The following is a 22,484-nucleotide window of genomic DNA, read 5'->3' as shown; positions in this document are numbered from 1 at the left end:
TATTATAAATACATTTTTTTATGGCAAATATTTTGTAAGATTTTTTCCTGATGAGAAATAAAAATATAAGTAATATCGTATTTTTTTTGAAAAACATATAAATAATTTAGAATTTTACAAGCAGTTGGTATATCAAGTGCTGCTGTGATTTCATCTAAAATAAGCAATTTTGGTTTTAAAAGCAAAGCTCTAATCAAACCTAATCTTTGGCTTTGACCGCCACTTAATTTAGAAGGTTTTAAATTTAAAATATCTTTTTCAAGCTCAAAAGCATCAAAAAGTTTAAAAAGCTCTCCAAAATCGGGCTTAAGTTTAAAATTTTCATACACATCAATCAAAAGTCTTTTGGCACTTTTGTAAGGATTTAAAGCTAACTTTTGATCTTGGAAAATATATTGAATTTTTTGGCGTAATTTTCTTTGAGCGTTAAAATCTAAATTTAATATATTTTCATTTTCAAACAAAACTTCTCCAGTATTTGCACATTCAAGCATACAAAGAATTTTAGCCAAAGTGCTTTTACCGCTACCACTTTCCCCACAAAGCAATAAATTTTCATTTTGATTTAGAGAAAAACTCACATCTTTAAAAACAAAAATTTCCTCTTCCTTTAAATACCAATGTTTTTTAAATTTATAAGATTTGCTTAAATTTTTAACTTCTAAAAACATTCTCATTCTCAAAATAATTTAACAATTCTTTAGCAAAAACACCTTTTGGATTGCTTAAAAACTCTTTCACGGGCATTTGATAAATCAAAGTTTTATCTTCTATGATAGCCACCTCATCACAAAGCTCTTTAGCTAAATTTATATCATGAGTAATGAAAATGAGATTTTTAAATTGTGTTTTTAACTCTTTTAAAATAGCGATGATTTTTTCTTCATTAGCTCTATCAAGTGAGCTTGTAATCTCATCACACAATAAATACTTAGCCTCGCTTAGTAAAGCTAGAGCTATTTGAATGCGTCTTGCCATACCACCACTTAGCTGATATATAAAAGAATGCCATAAAAGATCATGATTTTTAAGCCCTAAACACTCAAAATAATAAAAGGCCTTTTCTTTAATCTCTTTTGTGCTTAAATTAGTATGAGTTTTTAAAACTATATTAAAATAACTCCCTATATCAACAAGAGGATAAAAACTCCCATAAACATCTTGAAAAAGTAAATTTACCTTAGTTCTTAAAATATTTAGCTCTTTTTCTTTTAAAATTAAAATATCTTTTTGATCTATCCTAAATTTTTGTGCATTGAGTTTATAGTGTTTATCAAAAAGCTTAATCATGCTTTTTAAAAGCAAGCTTTTTCCCGCTCCACTTTTACCCATGATAGCCAAAGCTTTACCATCTTCTAAATTAAGATTTATATCTTTTAATAAGATCTTATCTTTAAAGCTAAGATTTAAATTTGCAATTTCTATCATGCTTTAATCTCTTCTTGTAAGTCATTACCCAAAGCAAGCAAAGGTAGGATAAGCATAAGTATAAAGGCTACTGGAAAAACTATCATCCACCAAAATCCTAAAAACACAGCCTTACTTGCTTCATTTAACATATTTCCTAAACTTGGAGTCCAAAGCTCTACACCCAAGCCAAAAAAGCTTAAAGTAGCTTCACTTGTAATAGCATGGGCGATATTTAAAACAAAAAGCACAAAAAGCAAATTCCAACAAGCAGGTAAAAGCTCACTAAATAAAGCTTTCATCTTACTAGAGCCTAGAATGATAGCATTTTGATAAAACTCAAGTTTTTGAAATTTATTAAGCTGAGTATCAAATACTTTTGCCACAAAAGCAAAATGCCCCAAAGCGATGATAAAAATCATACTCCACAAAGATCCCGCCAAAAAACTTTGAAAAAACATAATCACAAGTAAAGAAGGTAAAGCCAAAAGCATATCAAGCACTCTAGCAAAAAAAGCATAAGCAAAAAATCTTGTTAAAAACACATAAACACAAGCAAAAAGTACGCTAAAAAATGCCGCCATTACCCCTACAAATAAAGAAATACGCAAGGCATATAAAATACGCGTAAAAACATCTCTACCAAGTAAATCTGTGCCAAAAATATGACTTAAATTTGGGGCTATTTTAGCCTTGCTTAAATCCACTAAATTAGGATCATAAGAGCTTATTAAAGGTGCAAAAAGTGCTAAAATAAAACTTAGCAAAATCATCATCACGCAAAACTTACGCATTGGCAAACCTTGAATTAATCATCTTGCAAATTATCTCTACGATCAAATTTACAAGCACTACCACTAAAATGCTAAAAATTACCACAGCTAGCACCACAGGATAGTCTTTAAACAATATACTTTTAATCACTAAATTTCCAATACCCTCATAAGAAAACACACTTTCTACTATATAAGTTCCCATTAAAAAACTCACAAAGGAAGCACCAAAATACGCGAGTATAGAAGCAAAAGCATCTTTTAATACAAAATGCAAATAAATTCTTTTTTTACTAAGCCCTCTTGCAAAAGCACTTTCTATAAAGCCCTGATTTAAACTATCAATCAAACTTGTCCTTATAAAACGCACAAAAACAGCTAAATGTGAAAGCACTAAAGCACACACTGGTAAAAACAAATGCCACAAACGATTAAATATATCATCTTCAAAGCCAATATCAGCAATAGCCGAACTTGGAAAAAGCTTAAAAAATACAGTAAAAACTAAAATAAGCATTAGCGATAAAGAAAAAGTAGGCAATGCAAAAAAACTCATCGTTGAAAAGGTAATAATTTTATCCAAAAAACTATCTTTATAAAGAACGCAAAAAAGTGCCAAAACCAAAGACAACACAAAAAGCACCAAAAAAGCCAAACTTCCTAGTATGATGGTATAGGGAAGTTTTTCTTTTAAAATTTCACTAACCTTTTCTCCGCTGATTAAAGAGTAGGAAAAGTCGCCTTTCATGGCATTAAAAAGCCAATTTTCATACTGCTCTAATAAAGGCTTGTCTAAATTTAAATTATGCTCAATTTCTTCTTTTATTTTAAGGCTAGTTCCTTGAGGCACACTAGCAAAAACCACACTTCCTTTAGCATGATAAATCATCACAAAACATAAAAAACTTGCAAAAATCATCAAAAAAAACGCCCATAAAAGGCGTTTAAAAATGAGTTTTAGCACTAATTTTTGCTCCACTCATAAGCATTCCAAGTAAAACCTACCCCATGATGACCTAAAATATGAGGTTTTATACCTTGGATATTTTTAGCAAAAACTAAAGGATAATCGATATAAGCTATAAATAAAAATGCAGGATCTTTATATAAAGCGTCAATAAATTCTTTATAGTATTTTTTTCTTTCATTTACATCAAGTGAATTTCTAGCTTTTATCAAAGCTTCATCAACTTTAGCATTTTGATAATGACCAAAATTCCATCCACTAGAGTTTAAAGCACTATCTTGAGAGCTTTCAAAAACTCTAAAAGTATGAAAATCAGGATCATAAGGACTACCCCAACCTACCAAAAAGCTGTCAATCTTAGTATAGTCAAAACTTCCACTTGGCTTAGCAACCGCCTTTGCTTTAATGCCAAGCTTTAAAAACTCACTTTGTAAGATATTTACCAAAGCTATTCTTAGTGGATCTTCGCTCATAGCATACATTTCAAAGCTAAATTCTTTGCCATTTTTTTCTAAAATTCCATTTTTGTTTTTCACAAAGCCTGCTTTTGCTAAAAGCTCATTTGCTTTTTTTACATCATAAATATAAGTTGCAAATTCTTTAGGATTTGCCCATGATTTTTCCAAAGGATGATTTGCTACTTTTCCAAAAGAATGCAAAAGAGAATTCACAATAGCTTTTTTATCGATAGCATAATTTAGCGCTAAACGCACATTTTGATCTTTTAAAAACTCATGATTAAAATTAAACATCAAAGCACGATAATCAGCCGAAGGCTCTATAAGCATTTTAAAGTTTTTATCATTTGCAAAATTTGAAGCTAGAGCAAAATCAACTAAAGCTACATCAATAGAACCATTTTTAAGCTCAATAGCACTAATACTTGGATCTTTAATATGTTTTAGTATGAGTTTTGGTGTTTTTACCTTAGCTAAATGATAATTTTCATTTGCTTCTAAGATCATGTATTGACCTTTTTTCCATTGTTTTAGCTTATATGGTCCTGTTCCTATAGGCATTTGATTAAATTTAGTAGTATTTAAATTTTCTTTTTCAAGTAAATGTTTTGGTAAAATTCCCACACTCAAAGCGTCTAAAAATGCAGGAAAAGGCTTTGAAAGTGTGATAATCAAATGATAATCATCGATGATTTTTACTTCTTTAACTGCGTCAAAATTTACCTTTGAGGGTGAATTTAACTTCTCATCTTTTAAAGCATTTATACTAAATTCCACATCTTTGGCACTAAATTTAGTCCCATCATGCCACAATATATCATCTCTTAAAGTAAATTCATAAACAAGCCCATCTTTACTAACTTTCCAAGATCTAGCAAGATCAGGCGCTAAGCTCATATTTTCATCAAAGCGTGTAAGTCCTGAAAACACAAGAGCAATTGCCACATCATGATCTTCACTAAAAAGCGGATTTATACGCTCTGGCTCATTTTCCACTGCTATAACGATCGTATCTTTTGGCGTAATAGCAAAAAGATTTAAAGCACAAAAAAACATTAAAAAAAATCTCAACATAAAAGGCCTTTCTTATAAGAATAAAGTGTAATTATAACGCTTTTTAATCATAAGCTTTGGTAAAAATTTCATTTTTATCATCAAATAAAAGTTGCAAATACCTCTCATATTGCTTTAGTATATCTACGATGATTTCTTGCTCGTTTAAATACTCTATATTATAACCATTACGCGAATCAGCAAAGAAAGTTTGTGGCTCAAAGATAAATTCTTTAGAATAAGTTGGCATAAATTTATCATCGATTATGCTTTGGCTTGCTTGTTTTTTTACCACTTGCACTCCATAGATAAAATCTTTTGCAAATTCTTTTTTTATAATCAAACTTATACTTGATTTTTCTTGAACGATCTGTGTTTTCAAGCCGTAGTTTTTTAGACTTTGACTGAGTGATTCCATAGCATTTTTAACTTTGGTATTTAAGAAATTTTGTATGTCTTGTTCTTTGCTTTGTTTTAAAATTCTAGCAAGTCTTTCTTGCCAAAATTCTCCTGTAAAATACACACTGCTTTGACTAAGCTTAGTTAAAGAGTAATTCACATCTACAATTAAGCCTTTAAGCAATGAAAAACACATCAAACAAAGCAAAAATGCAAAAGGTAAAGCCACTATCATAGTGATACTTAAAATCGCCCCCAAGCCGCCTGAATACAGCAAAGAAGTAGCTAAAAGCGCAAGCACAAAACCCCAAAGGATATTTTGCCATTTGTATGGCTCATGAGCGCCACCACTACTTAAAGAATTTAACACAAATATCCCACTATCTGCTGAAGTGATGAAAAACAAAGCTAAAACCAAAAGCGCAAGCAAAGAACTAAAATAAGAAAAAGAAAAATTTTGTAAAAAATAAAAAAGCAAACTTTCAGGTGCTGAAGTAAAAGGACTTAAAATATCATTGAAATTTAAAGCACTATTGCCAAAAATGCTAAACCAAAGTATATTAAAACTAGTAGGCACTACAAGCACGCCAAAAATAAATTCCCTTATCGTTCTACCACGAGAAATCTTAGCAATGAAAAAGCCCACAAAAGGCGCCCAACTAAGCCACCAAGCCCAATAATAAATAGTCCAATTATTAAACCATTCTATATGTTCTTTTTCATAATAATAAGTCTTAAAGCTCAAAGAAATTAAATTTTGCAAATAATTTCCAATATTAGAGCTAAATTGTGAAAGAATTTGGATGGTATTTGTTGAAAAAAGCACAAAAAGCATTAAACACACTGCAAAAACTAAATTTGCTTCACTTAAAATTTTTAAACCCTTTGTTAAGCCACTAATCGATGAGAGTGTGGCTAAAGAAATAATGATGATTATAATCACGCTTTGTTCTAAAAAGCTTTGTCCGTTTAAAATACCCAAATTTGAAAAGCCCGCATTTAGTTGAGATGCACTATAACCAAGTGTAGTGCTAATGCCAAAAACCGTGACAATTAAAGCAAGCATATCAACCAAATTTCCCCAAAAACCATAAATTTTATCTTTAAGTAAAGGGTAAAAAGCACTACGCAAACTAAGAGGCATTTTATATCTAAAACCAAAATACGCCATAGCCAAAGCACACACCCCATAAATAGCCCATGGGTGAATTCCCCAGTGAAAGATAGTATGTAGCATAGCTTCTTCATCGCTTGATTGTAAGGCTTTTTTATGTATGAGGGGTTCAGCCACACCAAAATACATAAGCCCCACACCCATACCCGTAGCAAAAAGCATAGCAAGCCAAGAAGTAAATTTAAAATGAGGTTTTTCATCATCATCGCCGAGTTTAATATCGCCAAATTTTGAAAGTGCGAGTGCAAGCATAAAACACACAAAAAAACTCACGCTTAATATGTAAAACCATGAAAAATTTGCAAAAATTCCACTTTTTATATGATTGATAAAATCATTTGTAAGTTTAGGCAAGAAAATACAACTAAGGCTTAAAACAACTATAATACTAATACTTGGTAAAAATACTGCCTTTTTAAAACTTGTTTTTAACATGATTTTCCTTTTTATAGTTTTAAAATTTAAGTTAATACCTTTTTTACTATGTCAAAAAATATCTTAAATATAACTAAAATCAATAAAATAGCAAAGGTTGATAAAAATATAATTTAATTAATGTTTTAAAAACCAAGAAGTTAATTTTTGATTTGAAGGTGATTTTAGAATTTACACTAAGTGCAAATTCTAAATAAATCAATAAAGTATAATATGAACCTTTTGAGATCCATGAACTCCAAAAACAGTGATAAGTTCAATATCTGCAGTTCTTGATGGCCCTGCTATAAACAAAATATTGCTAGGTAAAATTTTATTTTCTTCTTTTACTAAATTCAATGCTTGACTAATGCTTTTTACAATATTTTCTTTTTTTAATAAAACAATACAAAGCATAGGAGCCAAAGAAAGCATTCTTGGTTGAGTTTTATCAGACAAAACTAAAGCAACGCCATGTGAGCTTACTCCAACTCTTGCTTGGATGATAGAAAAATCACTATGAAAAACTTCTTTTCGTATTTTTTCAATCTCTTGATTAAAACAAGTCTTTTTTTCGGCTTCAATTTTATTTATATCTAAATTTAAATTATCAGGATAAATAAGACTTTTATAGCCATAACTTTTAACAATTTGATTGATTTTTTCTTCTAATTCTTCTAACGAGCTTTCTTCTACTATGTATTTATTTGCACTCATTTTTTCTTTTAACTCACTATACATATCATCACTTGTTTTGATATGCTCTATAGGATCCATAGTCGGGATTTTTTCAAAAGATAAATGTGTATTTTTAATCTTATCCAAAATAGTTTTTTTGCTTTGTGAAGAAATTTCATTTATTCTACTCACACTTTACTCCTTGCATATTTTCAAGTTCTTTATAAAGATCAAGTTTTATTTGTGGAAATTCCTTATAAGCACTCCATTTTTTAACTACTGGTAAAGAATTTTTTCCTTTTTGCAAAAGCCAATTAAAATTATGTAAATTTGCTAAAGTATTTTTCCAAATAATAGGAGTTGTAGCTACTTTTTCAAAAATCTTAAATGCCATAGCTTCAGCAGTATTTGGAGTGATATTATCAAAACTTCCTTGACCTATTTTTGCTGCTCTTAATTTGCGTATTAAATCCGCAAGAGGAATTCTTACTGGACAAACTTCAGAACATCTTCCACAAAGCGAGCAAAAAGTAAGAATATCACCATTTTCTTGCATACCAAAAAGATTAGGACTTATGACTTCTCCAATCGGCCCTGGATATACACTTTGATAAGTATGGCCGCCTATTTTATCATACACAGGACAAAAATTCATACAAGCCCCACATCTTATACAACGCAAAGCTTCATAATAATCTTCATCATTTAGCATTTTGCTTCTATTATGATCAAAAAGAATAATATGCACTTCTTTTGGGCCATCTAAATCTCCATTTTTTCTAGGTCCTGTAATGATATTGTTATAAGTTGGTATAAATTGACCCGTAGCTGATGGAGTAAGTAAAGACACCATAGTGGCAGCATCTTCAAAGCTTTCCATAACTTTTTCTATACCACAAAGTGCTACATGTATATCACTTGCTGTGGTGCACATCCTACCATTTCCCTCATTTTCTATAAGCCAAAAAGCGCCTTCTTTAGACATAGCAAAATTTACTCCGCTAAGTCCCATTTTAAGCCCTTCAAATTCATCTCTTAAATGCTTTCTTGCAATAGAATTTAGCTTTTCTGGCTCACTTTCTAAATTAGAGCCTAATTTTTCTTGAAAAATTTTACCAATTTCATAGCGGTTCTTATGTACCGCTGGAACTACAATATGCACGGGAGTTTCATCATTTAACTGCAATATAAGTTCGCCTAAATCTGTTTCTATGGCTTTTAAGCCTTTGGATTCTAGGTAGTGGTTTAAACCTATTTCCTCACTAGCCATAGATTTACCTTTTAGAATTTTACCGATGTTTTTTTCTACCATTAATTCATATATAATCTCACAGGCATCCTCATCAGAACTCGCCCAATGGACATTTATGCCATTTTTAGTGGCATTTTGTTCAAATTCTAAAAGCCTATCGTGTAAAGTTGATAAAGCATTGTTTTTAGCTTGCTTAGCTTTAGATCTTAGTCCTTGCCAATCATTAAATTTCTCATCTATAACTTTTAAACGATTTTTTTGCAAAGTATGCATGGCAGATCTTAAATTCTCTCGCATTTGCTTATCATGAATTTTCACATCCACAATTTGTTCATGTGTCATTTTCATATCACAACTCCTTCAAGACGCTTGTTTAAAAAATCATACAAATGAATTCCTTTTATATCAAGCCCCATTTTACTCATCGTGCCTGCAATATTCATCAAACACCCACCATCAGAACTTAATACATATTTTACGCCTGTATTTTGGATATCTTTGATTTTTTCTTGTGCCATAGAGTTTGAAATTTGAGGCTCTTTCACAGAAAAAGTTCCTCCAAAACCACAGCATTCTTCTTCAAATTCTAGAGGAATTAATTCCACATTTTTGAGTTTTTTTAGCAGATTTTTGCTCGCTTGTATGCTTTTTTGAATTCTTAATGCATGGCAATTAGAGTGCCAAGTCACTTTTATAGGTTCGCCTTTGTCTTCATAATCAACCTTTAAAACCTCATCTAAATACTGGCTAAGATCAATCACCCTAGAGCTAAATTCCTTTACCAAGTTAAAATGCTCATCATCTTTGAAAAGCTCTAAATAATCATGACTCATCATCCCCGCACAAGAACCGCTTGGCACTACTATAGGATAATCTTGAGTAAAAAGTTTTATATTATGCAAAGCTATATTTTTACTTTCTTTAAAATACCCTGAATTAAATGAGGGTTGAGAGCAACAAGTTTGCTGCTTTTTAAATATAACCTCAACTCCCTCTCTTCTTAAAAGTCTAACCGCGTTTAAAACACTTTCTTGCATTATCGCACTACCCAAACAAGTAGCAAATAAATACACTTTTTTCATCATCAATCCTTATTTTAAAAGCACTGCTTCAGGGATGATCCCGTGGAAGAAAAATGCTATAACAAAAGTCCAAATTCCTATTAGAATTATAAAACCTATTGAGTATTTTAAAGTAAATCTAAACAATTCAGATTCTTTTCCTACAAGTCCAACTGCTGCACAAGCTACCGCTATACTTTGAGGAGATATCATTTTACCCACAACTCCACCAACAGAATTTGCTGCTAAAAATAAAGTTTCTGAAATTCCTAACTTTTGAGCACTAACTTGCTGTAATGTCCCAAAAAGCAAATTTGAACTAGTATCAGAACCTGTTAAAAACACACCTATCCATCCTATGATGGGAGAAAAAAATGCATAAGCATCGCCTGTATTTGAAAAAGCAAGTCCTAAAGTAGTACTCATACCGCTATTTTTAGCTATAAAGGCAAAAGCAACTACTAAGCCTATAGTTAAGCATGGAGTGGCCATTTCTTTTAAAGTTTCCCAAAAACACTCGGTAGCTTCGTTGATTTTTATTTTCAACACAACAATGCTCATTAAAGCAGCCACTAAAATAGCAGTTCCTGCTTGTGCTACTAAATCTATAGTATGTGATGGAATCATTGTTTTTGTGATTTGTGGATTAACTATATCAGGACTTATGATAGCTCCTAAGGCTTCATTAAATTTCAAAGTAAATTGCATAAAATTTAATATTCCATCTTTAGCAAATAAAGCCTTAAACCAAGGTTGAGTCCATATAATAATGCAAATAATCAAAAGTATAAAAGGAATCCAAGCTAAAAATACTTTTTTAAATTCTAGCTTTTGTGAGTTTTCAAAGTCTTTTACATCATCTAATCTAAAAATATTTTTTGGCTTCCAAAATTTTAAAAATATCGTAGTAACAGACAAAGAAACAACCGCTGAAATAATATCTGGAAGTTCTGCGCCTAAATGATTTGAACTCCAAAATTGTGTAGCAGTAAAAGAAACGGCTGCGACAAAAATAGCAGGAAAGGTTTCTTTAACCCCTTTTAAACCATCCATTAAAAATACTATAAAAAATGGTATAGTCAAGCTAAGAGGCACAAGCATTCTACCCACCATAGCTGAAACACCGTGCTGTTCTATACCTGCTAGATTACTCATCGCTATAATAGGAATTCCAACTGCTCCAAAAGCTACCGGAGCGGTATTGGCTATGAGACAAAGTCCTGCAGCGTATAATGGTCTAAGCCCAAGTCCTACAAGTAATGCAGCGGTAATAGCCACTGGCCCTCCAAAACCTATAGCACCTTCTAAAAAAGAACCAAAACAAAATCCAATCAAAATCACTTGAATTCTATGATCTGGAGTGATACTCATAACACTTTGTTTTATCACTTCAAACGAGCCTGATTTGATAGAAAGTTTATATAAAAATATGGCCGCGATGATGATCCAAGCTATAGGCCAAATACCATTTGCAAAACCTTGTATAAAGCTAGCACCTAATAAAGAAAACGGCATATCATAAGCAAACAATGCCACAACACTTGATAAAATAAGAGTTAAAAAGCCTGCTTGATAGCCTTTGAGTTTGAAAACTACAAGAGAAAGCAAAAAGCACAAAATAGGCAAAAAAGCCACCAAAGCACTTAAAAGTATGTTGTCAAATGGATTATATATTTGTTGCCACATATTTTTCCTTTTGATAAAAATTTCCAAATATCTAGCTTAACAAATATTTTTATTTTTGTGTATTTTTGTTAGAAAAAATTAACTATATGAGTATAAGAGTAACATTTAGTATAAAAATTCTCTTTTAATAAAAACAAAAATTTACACTTTACAAATGAAATATAAAGTATTGTTTATATTTGAAACAAAATATAAATATAATAAAAATATTTATATCAAAAGTATTTTTAAATCAAATTTTTCATCACACTTTAAAGCTAAAAGCATGATTTTGCTTTTAGCTTGGCACTATGGAGTTTTTGCGTGCGGTTTTTTGGAGTGAGAATATACAGAGTAAAAGTATTACGATATCAAAATACTAATTTTTATACTTATATTTTTTGGATAATTCTTCTAAAATATTTCTATTCTTAAAAAATACTTTAATTTTATTATCTTGATGAACTTGAGTATATATTTTGATAATATCTTTAATATCCTTTTTATTTAAAAGTTTTTCTTTTTCTAATCTAACGATAGTATCAATCACTTTTGGAAGCATTATTCCGCTTGTAACAGAAACACGCTCGATAAGAAAAAACGATTGTGCTTTTGAAGGATTTTTAATACATTTATTATAAAAATGTCCCATTGCTTGTTTTATTCCAAATACTTTTTTATCAAAACGTACAGCATTTAAATAGATTTCAATTTGCTCTTCTTTATTTAAAATTTTATTAAACCAAAAATAACTCAATAAAATTTCAGCTATCTTCCTTCTCAATACTTTTTTATCCATATCTTCAATAAACAAAGTCCTAAAAAGCTGTTGAGTAATAGTAGAACCACCAGTAAATGGAATTTTTTTAATAAAAGGTATTTTTTTAATAAAAGGTATTTTTCTACAACGAGATAACAAAGCTCTACACAATGCCCTAAAATCTACTCCTTTATGTTGATAAAATTTTTGATCTTCAATCGCAATCAGTATTTTTTTAAGACTATCTAAATCTATCTTTTGTCTTTTACACTCATAAACTGACAATTTAGCTCTATATAGAATATGCTCAAAATTATCTACAAAACTTATACCAAGAGTTGAAAACAAAAATCTTAAAATAACCAAAGATAATGTTTCATTTACATCTAAAATACAATAAATATAAAACAGGTACAACATAACAAACACTGCACAATTAAAAACAATAGTAAAAATCAAGAGATACTCTAAAAAGGACCTTATTATAATAAATAATGTTATAAAACATAAAATAGGTATAATGGAGTACAGATAACTAACATTCAATCTAATACTAAAAGGCATGTTAGCACCTTCAAACATACCCTTTTTAAACAAGAATTCTTGAGTTCCATAATCCATGCCAAGCATTCTTCTTAATATAATAATTTTTCTTTTTGCAAAAATAATGGATTTTTGCCTTTCTGCAAAATTTTTTGTCATAAAAACAAAAAACAATATCGCTAAAACAACAATGCAAAACCATAAATGATTAGGATTATCTGTTAAATTTTCAAATATTTTTTTTAATCTCTTTATTTGCTCCTGATAGAAGAGAAACAATCACTGCCCCAAATGCAAGCATATACTTAATCAAGTTATCAAAAATTCTTTCTTCACTTTCGAGAATCTTACAGCAAAATTTATACTCTTCTAGAGCAATATCTCTGTTTTTATCTTCATTAAAATGATAAGTTGGAAAATACTGTTGCCAATCCATCATATACTCCTTGTAATTTTACTCATCATTGAACCTATAATTTTCTGCACTTATATTCTTTGACTTCATAAATTTGTTATATTTTATTCAACATCTTTCAACTTGGCACTATGGAGTTTTTTCTAATCGTTTTTATAAAAGAATACACAACAAAACCAAAAATAATTGTGTAAATTCCACCAAGCACACTAAGTGGATCTAACATAACTCTTTTATCTGTAAAAATCCCCATAGCAGGAATAAGAATTTTCGGTGAAGTTACCATGATAAAGAAAGTTATCACATAAGATATAGTTATAAAAAATTTTCTTATATATTTTTCACACAAAGCAAAACCAACTAAAATCAAATAGACAAAAAGTATTATAAAATTTACAAACATTATAAACAAATGATTATTTTCTATGAGAGGTTTTATATGAAAATTATAAAAGTCTAATGAAAAATACAAATGCTCTAAAATAGGCTTATAACCAAGATAACAATTAAAACCTATAATTATCGCTAAATTTAGCACACCGAAAATTCCTATCACTAAAATAAGCGAATTTAAGCTTTGTAAAATATCTGTATGATGATCACAAAGCTTGCGATAAAAAACAAGTTGCCATTTGTCTATCCATTCTTTAGAAAATATCTTGGACTTTTTCTCTTCTAGTTCTATCTCTTTACAATAAAGCTCGTATTTATGAAACTTTGAAGCATCTAAAAGATTATTATCTTTTATTAGTATATTTTTAAAAATCCTAAAATAGTCTCTAAAGTCATTCGCTGCTTCATCCTTTAACTTGTTTATATTCTTTATAGCAATATTTAAATTTCTAAAATCAAAATTAGCTTTCACATTTACTAGATTTGTGTTATCTTTAAAAACTACTTGAGAAAAATTTGGAATTTTTTCAAATGATACTCCATAAAAGCAAGCTATTTTTTCAAATTCACATGCGCAAAAATCAACATAATCTTTAAAATGAGAATTGTTAAAAAAAGCATTTTCTTTAAAAACACCTGAAAAATAAACTTTATTGTGAAAATAGCAATTTTCCATAATTAAAAGTTTAAAATTTTTTTGAAACCAAAAATAAACTTCTTTATAAAAATTACAATTTTCAAAACTTAAATTTTCACATTCTAAATAATTCCAAAAAGTATTTTTTATTTCACACTGAAAATCACACTGAATAAAATGCAAAGGAAACTGTGAAAATAATCGTATATCTGCTTTTTCTATAACTAATCTTTCATCTGATTGTTTTTTTATAAGATTTTCTGTATCTTCATCATGGGGGAAGGATTCTTGAGGCGAGATTATTATAATATCTGTTCCGACAAAAATATATCTTTCTTTAATTCCAAACTCTCGTGATAATATTTTCTTGGATGTTATTTCATATGATATTTTTTTTGCCTCTTCTTTTAATGTGTCTTTATTGATATCTTTTTTCATTCCATATCGTTGATAGCCTTCAAATGCATTCACAACTCTATCGTAAATATCTTTTTTTAATATTTCTTTGTTTACTTGAGTGTCTAAAAATATTTCTAATGGTATTTCTTTTTCAATTTGTTGTAATAAAAAATCTTGCATATTTTTTTCTAAAACTATTTTACACATCACTTACCTTCAATGATTTTTATTTCTTCTTCGTTTAGGTTATAAAGTTTGTAAACGATAGAGTTTATTTTGTCTTCTTGGGTTTTGGTGTTTGCGTTTTTATCTTGCTCTTTTAAATTTAAAATCTCATCGACTAAGCTTATAAGCTCGTTTGCTAGTTTTTCATTTTTAGAATTTATTTTTGGTATAGGAAGTCTTTCTAAAAATGCTTTTTTGTATCTAAATCCATTTTCACCTAAGTTTCCACCGGCATAAAACATTTTAAACATAAAAGCCACAAAATCGTTGTTTAAAAAAGCAATGAGATATTTTAGATTTTCCCCTGTTAAAATAAAACTTGTTGCTTCTGCGTAAAAATTTGACTTTGTATCTAAATAAAATTGTGGTTTTCTTACTATTTCACTATACACTATCTTTTCTTTTTCAAATTCTTCCAAATAAGCACAATTTCTAAGGTTATAAGGTGTTTTTCCTTTGTCAGTTCTTTTTTCTAAAGTTTTATAATACGGCTTTAAATGCTGTTTTAAGCTAGGGTACTCATCTATGTTTATCGCTTCTATCTTTTCTCCACTTTTGCTTTTATAGCCATTGTGAGTGTTGATCACCCAAAGCCCTGCCCACTCATAACTATATCTTTTTATATCTCTACCGCGTAGCATTTTGCGTATGAGTTTGGCGGTGCGTTCTTTTTCGACCTCATCTTTGCATTTAGCTAGAATTTCATCTCTTTTTTCAGTAGTGATGATAAAGGCTTCATTATAGCCCGTTTTTATGCCATAGTTTATATTAAGCCCATGCCAGTCTTTAAGTGGAGTGCCGTGCTTTTCTATCTTTGCTTTTAGTGCATTTGTGCTTTCATCATTAAAAGTAAAGCTTTCTTTGCTTAAAGAATTTTGTGCGATTTTGTTAAAATCTAAAATGCTTTCTATATTAAAATCATTTTCTTTTAAAAGCTCGGTGTTTGGGGCTAGGTATTTGAAGCTATTATCTTTAGTTTTTGCTTTTTCAAAGCTTAGTATGGAAGTATCTACCGTAGCACTTTCAAAGACTTTTATACCATTTAAATCGATGTATTCTAAAAGTGTGGTATTTTTGAGTAAAAACTCTCTTAAAGCTTCTCCATAACCTGCTCTTGTGTATTTGTTTGAAGTGATGAAAGACAAAACACCATTTTGTTTTAGCACATTAAACCCAAGCTCATAAAAGTAAATATAAATGTCGCTTGTGCCTTTATATACTTTATAGTTTTTGGCTAAATTTGGCTTTAACTCTTTGATGTCTTCTTGTCTGATGTAAGGTGGGTTACCGATGATGAGATCAAACCCTTGAAAATTCCCGCCCTCATCAAGCACTTCGCTAAATTCAAAACGCCATTCAAAAGGATTTGCACTTTCTAAGTCAAATATACTCTCATAAAGCTTTTTAAGCTTTTTAAATTCTTTCTTAGCAGCACTTTCATCAAAGTCAAATTCAAACATATTTTTAGAGAAAAATGCTCTAAAATTCTCATCTTTTTCATCTTGTGCTAAAAAATCGCCGTATTTTTTAGAGTATTCATTAGTGCCGTTGGTAAGTTGCTTGATTTCTTTGGCAAATTTGTCTTTTAAGCAGAAATTTTTAAAAGACTCTTTGAGGTTTTTGATCTCTTTTGCGATGAGAGTTTTGTCGGTGTAAAAGCCTTCTTTGTAGTCTTTGACTATGCGTTTGTATTTATCCATGCGTTCTTTGATGTTTGGGTAGTGAGAAAGGCTTTTGTGAATTTCAAAATAACTTATAAGCGAATTCCCGCATTTTATGTTGATATCAATGTTTGGCAGGGTTTTAAGATCATGATAGTTTGTATCATCAAAGCTTTCATAAAAGCTGTGTTTTAAAAGCTCTATCCAAAGTCTTAGTTTAGTGATCTCGCATGAGTTTGGGTTGATATCTACTCCAAAAAGGTTGTTTTCTATGATGTCTTTTTTACGCTCAAAAAGTTCTTTTTGGCAAAGGTGGGTTTTGTCTTTGTCAAAATCAGGGCGTTTATACTCTAAAAACTGGCCTTTGTGATTTTGCACTAAAATTTCATCATTTTGCACGCTTAGGTAAAAGTCCTCTTCAAACAAACCAAGCTCATAATGCACCATAAGCATGGCATTTAAAACTGAAACTAAAAAATGCCCACTTCCCACCGCAGGATCGCAAATGCGTATGGAATTTAGCAAAGCTAGTTTTTGCTCTTGAGAAATTTTTTCTTGGCGTAGCTGGGTTCTTAGCTCGCTTAGCTTGGTGGCATTTAGCTTAAAAGTATGGTTAAACTTATCTAGCACGACTTTTTCTATGCTTGCTTTACACATATATGAAGTGATAAAACTTGGGGTATAAAAACTACCTTCTTTGTAGCCATTTAGTTTTTCAAAGACATTTCCTAAAACGCTTGAGTTGATGAGTTCTTTTTGCTTGATGAGTTCTTCGCTTTGCTCATCTGCTCCAAAATCAAAGCTATCTAAAAACTCAAACAAATACTCAAGCAAACCTACTTTGCCTTTTTTACTTTTGCCTTTGTCATCTTTTAACTGCGTGTGTGGGTGATACTCTAGCAAAGCATCATTTTCTAAAGTAGCGATTTCTAGTGTGGTTTTTTCGATGGCTTGTTTTTCAAAAAGTGATGAATTTAAATAAGGCAAATAGCTAAATTTACTCTGCGTCCTTGTGTGCTTTTCTTTAGCTAAGATATCAAAGAAAAGATGTGAAAGGGTAGTAAAATTTGGAATTTTTTCATAGTTTAGAAATTTAAGGGTTTTATCATCATTAAATCTAACTAAATTAGACTCGATAAGCTTTAAAAATAAAATGCGGTTTAGCCAAAGTATGATGAATTTTAACACCTCTTCAAAGTCATGCTTTGGAAGCTTGCTCGCTATGAGATGATAAAGCGTGCCTTGGGCTTGTTTGCTTTGCTCACTTTGTGTGATGATGAATTTAGAAAGTTGTTTGCTCTCGCTTAAACCTAAGATGTATAAAAGCTCTTTATAGAATGCGTTGTTTAATGAGTTTGCGTCATTTGGGCTAAATTCATTTAGCAAAAAGTCTCTATGAAAGGTTTTAAAAATGCTTGCTAGGTTTTTGAAATTTGACTTTTGCTTGTCTTTTAAAAATGCTAAATCGATAAAAAAGCCTTTTAAGCTTTCTTTGGAATTTTCTATGAGTTTGCTTGCTTCTTTGTAAAATTCATCGGTGTTGCCTTTAAAAAGTGAATTTGGGCTTTGAAATTCTTCAAAAAGCTTTTTAAAGCTTGTGTTTTTATAAAAAAGCTCTTCAAATTCACTAGCTTTGAAAATGTAGAATTTATAAAAGTCTGTGATGATGATAAATTTCAAACTAAAGCTATGCTCTCTGTTTCTAAAATAATACAAAATGGCTTCATGCAAGGCTTTGGAATTTGGCTTTGTATGGGTGATGAATTCTTTTGAGTTGGGCTTTTTAGCTTCGATGAGAACTTCTAAGTCTTTGCTAAGCTCATCTTTAGCGATGGCTAAATCAATCTCACTTTTGCCTTTTTGCTTGGTTTTGATGTGGGTTTTGAAATTTAGAGTGGTTAAAAATGGACTAAGTGTGTTAGCTACAAGATAATCTTCATTTTCACTTTGTGAGCTTTCAAGCCTTTCTAGATACTGCATTAAAGCCTTGCTAAAAGTGTCAAATTCATTTTGTGTAATTTGCTTTTTGCGGTAGTAGGGGTTGAAAAAATCTTTTTCATTTAGCAAAGTAAAGTGCATTTTTAACCTTTATAAAGAATATTTTATATTTTACTAAAATTTACTTTAAAGGATTGAAAAGACTTTATGAAAAAATAAAAACAAATAAATTAAAAATTAATAAAAAATTATTAGATAATATTTATTATTGCATTTTTTATATTTTTATACTAAGAAAATTTTAATACTAAAGTTATACAATAAGTTTATATTAAAAATATCAAGGAGGCAAAATGGGAAAAATTTTAGTTTTCTGTTTAGCGCTTGTTTCTTTTGTTTGCGCTAAAAATGAATTTTTTACAAGTGAAGTAAGCTCACTTTACTTAAGCAAAAATGACACAAAAGCTGTTGGTAGATTGCTACCCACAAATCCTTTTGAAGTATTAAAAACTGATGGAAATAAAGTTTTAATCAAGATCACAGGCTATGTTAATCCTGCTTCGCCTTCTGTGCTTTATTACAACGATAGTCAAAGAATCATAGTTGCTGCATTTTCTAAAAATACAAAACTTGATTTTAAAACTTATACTAAAAGCAAAAATGGAAAATGGGATAAAGCTACCATAGAAGTTTGGACTGACAAGAAAGATTTTGCAAAAAGCAACAAAGAAATGTTTATAAAAGCTAAAGAGCTTTATATGAATAATTGCGGAATTTGTCATAGCGTTCATAAAGAAAGTGAATTTAGTGCTAATGGCTGGCCTGCTACTTTTAGATCAATGGTAAATAGAACAGGAATTGATAAAAAAGATCATTGGCTAGTGATACAGTATTTGCAAAAAAATGCAAAAGATTTTAAGGAGGTAAAATAAAATGGGACTTGATAGAAGAAAATTTTTAAAAATCGGAGCAGGGTTAAGCGTGTTGCCTTTAGCTCCTAGTTTAGCCATGAGTAAAAATATAGAAGTTTCTCAAATAAATTCTGGTTTAGTAAAAAATGGAAGTGTGATAACAGCAGCACATTGGGGAATTTTAAAACTTACCATTAAAGATGGTGTGGTAATTAAAAGTGAGCCATGGGAAAAAGTAACACAAATTGACAATCCTTTACAACACTATACAGCAGATATGATCTATAAATCGCGCGTGAAATATCCTTATGTTAGAAAAAGCTATCTTGAAAATCCCGACAGTCCAAAACCTGAACTTAGAGGAAAAGATGAATTTGTGCGTGTAAGTTATGATGAGGCTATAAAACTTATAGCAAAAGAACTTAAAAAAACAAGAGAGCAAAAAGGAACTCAAGCTATATTTGGTGGAAGCTACGGATGGAAATCTAGTGGAAATATGCAAAATTGTAGAATATTGCTCCATAGATTTTTAAATGTCACAGGTGGTTTTGTAGGGACTACCGGAGATTACTCAACCGGAGCTTCTCAAATAATAATGCCTTATGTTGTAGGCTCTATTGAAGTATATGAACAGCAAACTTCATGGGAAAACATTTTAGAACATTCTAAAATAGTAGTTATTTGGGGTGCTAATCCTATCGCTACTTTAAGAATAGCTTGGACTTCAAACGATCAAAGAGGTCTTGCTTACTTTGAAAAATTAAAAAATAGTAAAATCAAGGTTATTTGTATAGATCCTAATAAAACCGAAACTGCTAAATTTTTAAATGCACAATGGATCTCTCCAAAACCAAATACAGATGTTGCTATGATGATAGGCATGGCTAGTCATTTGATCGAAAAAAATAAAGTCAATTATGAATTTTTAGAAAATTATACAAGTGGATTTGATAAGTTCAAAGCTTATTTAGATGGCAAGAATGATGGTATTAAAAAAGATACAAAATGGGCAAGTAAAATTTGTGGAATTGATGAAAAAATCATCAAAACACTAGCTGAAAGTTTTTATGATAACCCTACTATGATCATGAGTGGTTGGGGTATGCAAAGAGCTCATCATGGCGAGCAACCTCATTGGATGTTAATAACCCTAGCTTCAATGCTTGGTCAAATTGGCACTAAAGGTGGTGGATTTGGCTTAAGTTATCACTATAGTAATGGCGGTGTTCCATCATGCAAAGGTGGTGTTATAGGAGGTATTACAGCAGGAGCTGTGGGAATTTGGGAAAATGGTAAATTTAAAGGTATGCCAAAAAATGGAGAATCTCAAGGTGGTGCTGAATGGCTACAAAATACTGCTAGTTATTCTTTTCCTGTAGCTAGAATAGCTGATGCTTTATTAAATCCTGGGAAAGTTATAGACAATAATGGTTCTAAAATAACCTATCCTGATATTGACTTTATTTATTGGGCAGGTGGAAATCCTATAGTCCATCATCAAAATACAAACACTAACATCAAAGCATGGCAAAAACCAAGAACTATAGTTGTAAATGAAATTTATTGGACTCCAACTGCCAAAATGGCAGATATTGTAATGCCTACCACAAGTTCTTATGAACGAGATGATATTACCATGAGTGGAGATTATTCTAATATGAATATAGCTCCAATGAAACAAGCAGTATTACCAATAGGCGAGAGTAAAGATGACTATGAAATTTTTGCTGATATTTGCAAAATATATGGAAATGATGTATTTAATGCTTATACCGAAAATGGTAAAAAAGCAAAAGATTTTATTAAAGAATACTACAATAGCGCTTTAAAACAAACTCAGGCTTATGGGGATGTATTTGAGCCAAAAATGCCAAGTTTTGAAGAATTTTGGGCCAAAAATGAGCCTATAACTTTTTCTCCAACCATAGAAAGCATGGAATGGGTGAGATTTTCTGAATTTATTGAAGATCCTATCTTAAATGCTCTAGGCACTGAATCAGGCTTGATAGAAATTTACTCAAAAACTATCGAAAAGTATAACTATAAAGACTGCAAAGCACATCCAATGTGGATGGAGCCGATAGAATGGCTAGGAAATGCTACTAAGGAAACACCTTTTCATCTACTAACTAATCATCCAACAGATAGGCTTCACTCTCAAATGTGCCATACCTCATTGCGTGAAAAATATGCAGTAAATGATAGAGAACCTATCTTAATCAATCCTATTGATGCTAAAAAACTTGGAATCAAAAATGGTGATATTGTAAGAGTTTTCAATAAAAGAGGTCAAGTTCTCGCAGGTGCTGTGGTAACTAAAGATATTATGCCAAATGTTGTAAGATTATGCGAAGGTGGCTGGTATGATCCAAATGATGAAGGAATGTGCAAATACGGAAATGTAAATGTCTTAACTATTGATATGCCAACTTCTGAATTAGCAAACGGAAACATTTCTCATACAGGCTTAGTAAATATAGAAAAATATAAGGGATTACCGCCTAAAATAACAGCATTTACAGCTCCAAAAGGCGCTGTATAAACATTCTCTTTCTTAGAAGATAATTTCTTCTAAGAAACCAATTATCTACCAATACAATGACTTATTATAAACTTTATTATAAACAATATCACACATCACACTTTACAATACCATTTCAATATAAAACTAAAAAGTAAAAACAAATTTATCAAACTCACTATAAGCATTTTAAAATTAAAAACAACCAAACTAATAAATTACTAAAAATAAAGAATAGTAAAACCAAGTCAAACACCCAAACAACATAAAACTAAATAAATTTCTAAAAAGCATAAAAAATAAAAAAACTATAAATTAATTAAAAAACGCAATATAAGAAATATAAGAAATATAAGAAATATAAGAAATATAAGAAATATAAGAAATATAATCTAAAAAATTAAAACATATTTAGCAAACCACTAAAGAACAAAAATAATTTTAGCAAATTGATAAAAAAGTCAACAAACAATTAAAAATAAACCACCAATAAATTATTAGAATACTTCAACATAGATTAAAAACCAAATCTAAAAACTATACTAAAAATAAAAAAACCTAATTTATCAGATTAATAAAAAACCAAAAACATAAGCAATAAAAAACTAAAAAACAAAAATTTATCAAACTCACTATAAACATTTTAAAGTTAAAACGACTAAATCCCCAAACCATACATCCCAAACCATATAAAACTAAAAACTAAAAATTATAAATAATTAAGAACTACAAGAAAGAAATATAATCTAAAATAATAAAAAATATAAAAATAATATCACA

Annotated in this window: 16 protein-coding genes; 2 read left to right on the top strand and 14 right to left on the bottom strand. The window is 30.2% G+C overall.

The genetic code is table 11. The features are described from left to right. Positions 1-2: 2 nt before the first annotated feature. From L8W40_RS02120 to L8W40_RS02055, 14 genes are all read right to left on the bottom strand, one after another. Positions 3-671, bottom strand: coding sequence for an ATP-binding cassette domain-containing protein (locus L8W40_RS02120; RefSeq protein ID WP_263664550.1), 669 nt, complete (start codon positions 669-671; stop codon positions 3-5). Continuing rightward, a complete protein-coding gene (locus L8W40_RS02115; protein ID WP_133319468.1) occupies positions 655-1,428 on the bottom strand; it encodes an ATP-binding cassette domain-containing protein in 774 nt (257 codons plus the stop codon). The genes L8W40_RS02120 and L8W40_RS02115 overlap by 17 nt, the downstream gene beginning before the upstream one ends. Continuing rightward, positions 1,425-2,201: an ABC transporter permease gene (locus L8W40_RS02110; RefSeq protein WP_263664549.1), complete on the bottom strand. Its 777-nt coding sequence runs from the start codon at positions 2,199-2,201 to the stop codon at positions 1,425-1,427. The genes L8W40_RS02115 and L8W40_RS02110 overlap by 4 nt, the downstream gene beginning before the upstream one ends. Beyond that, entirely contained in the window at positions 2,194-3,132 is a 939-nt protein-coding gene (locus L8W40_RS02105) for an ABC transporter permease (protein ID WP_412175453.1), read from the bottom strand. The genes L8W40_RS02110 and L8W40_RS02105 overlap by 8 nt, the downstream gene beginning before the upstream one ends. An 11-nt stretch (positions 3,133-3,143) precedes the next feature. Next, positions 3,144-4,679, bottom strand: a complete 1,536-nt coding sequence (locus L8W40_RS02100; protein ID WP_263664547.1) for an ABC transporter substrate-binding protein — start codon at positions 4,677-4,679, stop codon at positions 3,144-3,146. Between the two features lie 43 nt (positions 4,680-4,722). Next, positions 4,723-6,666 (bottom strand): BCCT family transporter, encoded by a 1,944-nt coding sequence (locus tag L8W40_RS02095; protein WP_263664546.1) that lies wholly within the window; start codon positions 6,664-6,666, stop codon positions 4,723-4,725. A gap of 198 nt (positions 6,667-6,864) precedes the next feature. Then, positions 6,865-7,515 (bottom strand): LutC/YkgG family protein, encoded by a 651-nt coding sequence (locus tag L8W40_RS02090; RefSeq protein WP_263664545.1) that lies wholly within the window; start codon positions 7,513-7,515, stop codon positions 6,865-6,867. Further along, entirely contained in the window at positions 7,508-8,923 is a 1,416-nt protein-coding gene (locus L8W40_RS02085) for a LutB/LldF family L-lactate oxidation iron-sulfur protein (RefSeq protein ID WP_263664544.1), read from the bottom strand. The genes L8W40_RS02090 and L8W40_RS02085 overlap by 8 nt, the downstream gene beginning before the upstream one ends. Continuing rightward, positions 8,920-9,660, bottom strand: a complete 741-nt coding sequence (locus tag L8W40_RS02080) for a (Fe-S)-binding protein (protein ID WP_263664543.1) — start codon at positions 9,658-9,660, stop codon at positions 8,920-8,922. The genes L8W40_RS02085 and L8W40_RS02080 overlap by 4 nt, the downstream gene beginning before the upstream one ends. Positions 9,661-9,666: 6 nt before the next feature. Beyond that, positions 9,667-11,322, bottom strand: coding sequence for an L-lactate permease (locus L8W40_RS02075; RefSeq protein WP_012662153.1), 1,656 nt, complete (start codon positions 11,320-11,322; stop codon positions 9,667-9,669). Between the two features lie 358 nt (positions 11,323-11,680). Then, positions 11,681-12,763 (bottom strand): biosynthetic peptidoglycan transglycosylase, encoded by a 1,083-nt coding sequence (locus tag L8W40_RS02070; protein WP_263664542.1) that lies wholly within the window; start codon positions 12,761-12,763, stop codon positions 11,681-11,683. Between the two features lie 70 nt (positions 12,764-12,833). Then, positions 12,834-13,040 carry a hypothetical protein gene (locus L8W40_RS02065; protein WP_263664541.1) on the bottom strand — a complete coding sequence of 69 codons (207 nt, stop codon included), beginning with the start codon at positions 13,038-13,040 and terminating at the stop codon, positions 12,834-12,836. Positions 13,041-13,137: 97 nt separating this feature from the next. Next, entirely contained in the window at positions 13,138-14,655 is a 1,518-nt protein-coding gene (locus tag L8W40_RS02060; protein WP_263664540.1) for a pentapeptide repeat-containing protein, read from the bottom strand. Next, positions 14,655-18,413: an Eco57I restriction-modification methylase domain-containing protein gene (locus tag L8W40_RS02055; protein ID WP_263664539.1), complete on the bottom strand. Its 3,759-nt coding sequence runs from the start codon at positions 18,411-18,413 to the stop codon at positions 14,655-14,657. Before L8W40_RS02055 ends, L8W40_RS02060 begins: the two co-directional genes overlap by 1 nt. A gap of 212 nt (positions 18,414-18,625) precedes the next feature. Between L8W40_RS02055 and L8W40_RS02050 the strand changes: the two genes are divergently transcribed. Both L8W40_RS02050 and L8W40_RS02045 read left to right on the top strand, forming a co-directional pair. Continuing rightward, entirely contained in the window at positions 18,626-19,204 is a 579-nt protein-coding gene (locus L8W40_RS02050) for a cytochrome C (protein ID WP_220566522.1), read from the top strand. Position 19,205: 1 nt separating this feature from the next. Next, positions 19,206-21,725 (top strand): molybdopterin guanine dinucleotide-containing S/N-oxide reductase, encoded by a 2,520-nt coding sequence (locus tag L8W40_RS02045; RefSeq protein WP_263664538.1) that lies wholly within the window; start codon positions 19,206-19,208, stop codon positions 21,723-21,725. Positions 21,726-22,484: the final 759 nt, after the last annotated feature.

Origin of the sequence: Campylobacter sp. IFREMER_LSEM_CL1846 (genome assembly GCF_025772105.1) — a bacterium.
Taxonomy (GTDB): domain Bacteria; phylum Campylobacterota; class Campylobacteria; order Campylobacterales; family Campylobacteraceae; genus Campylobacter_D; species Campylobacter_D lari_D.
This window is presented reverse-complemented; position numbering and strand designations above follow the sequence as displayed.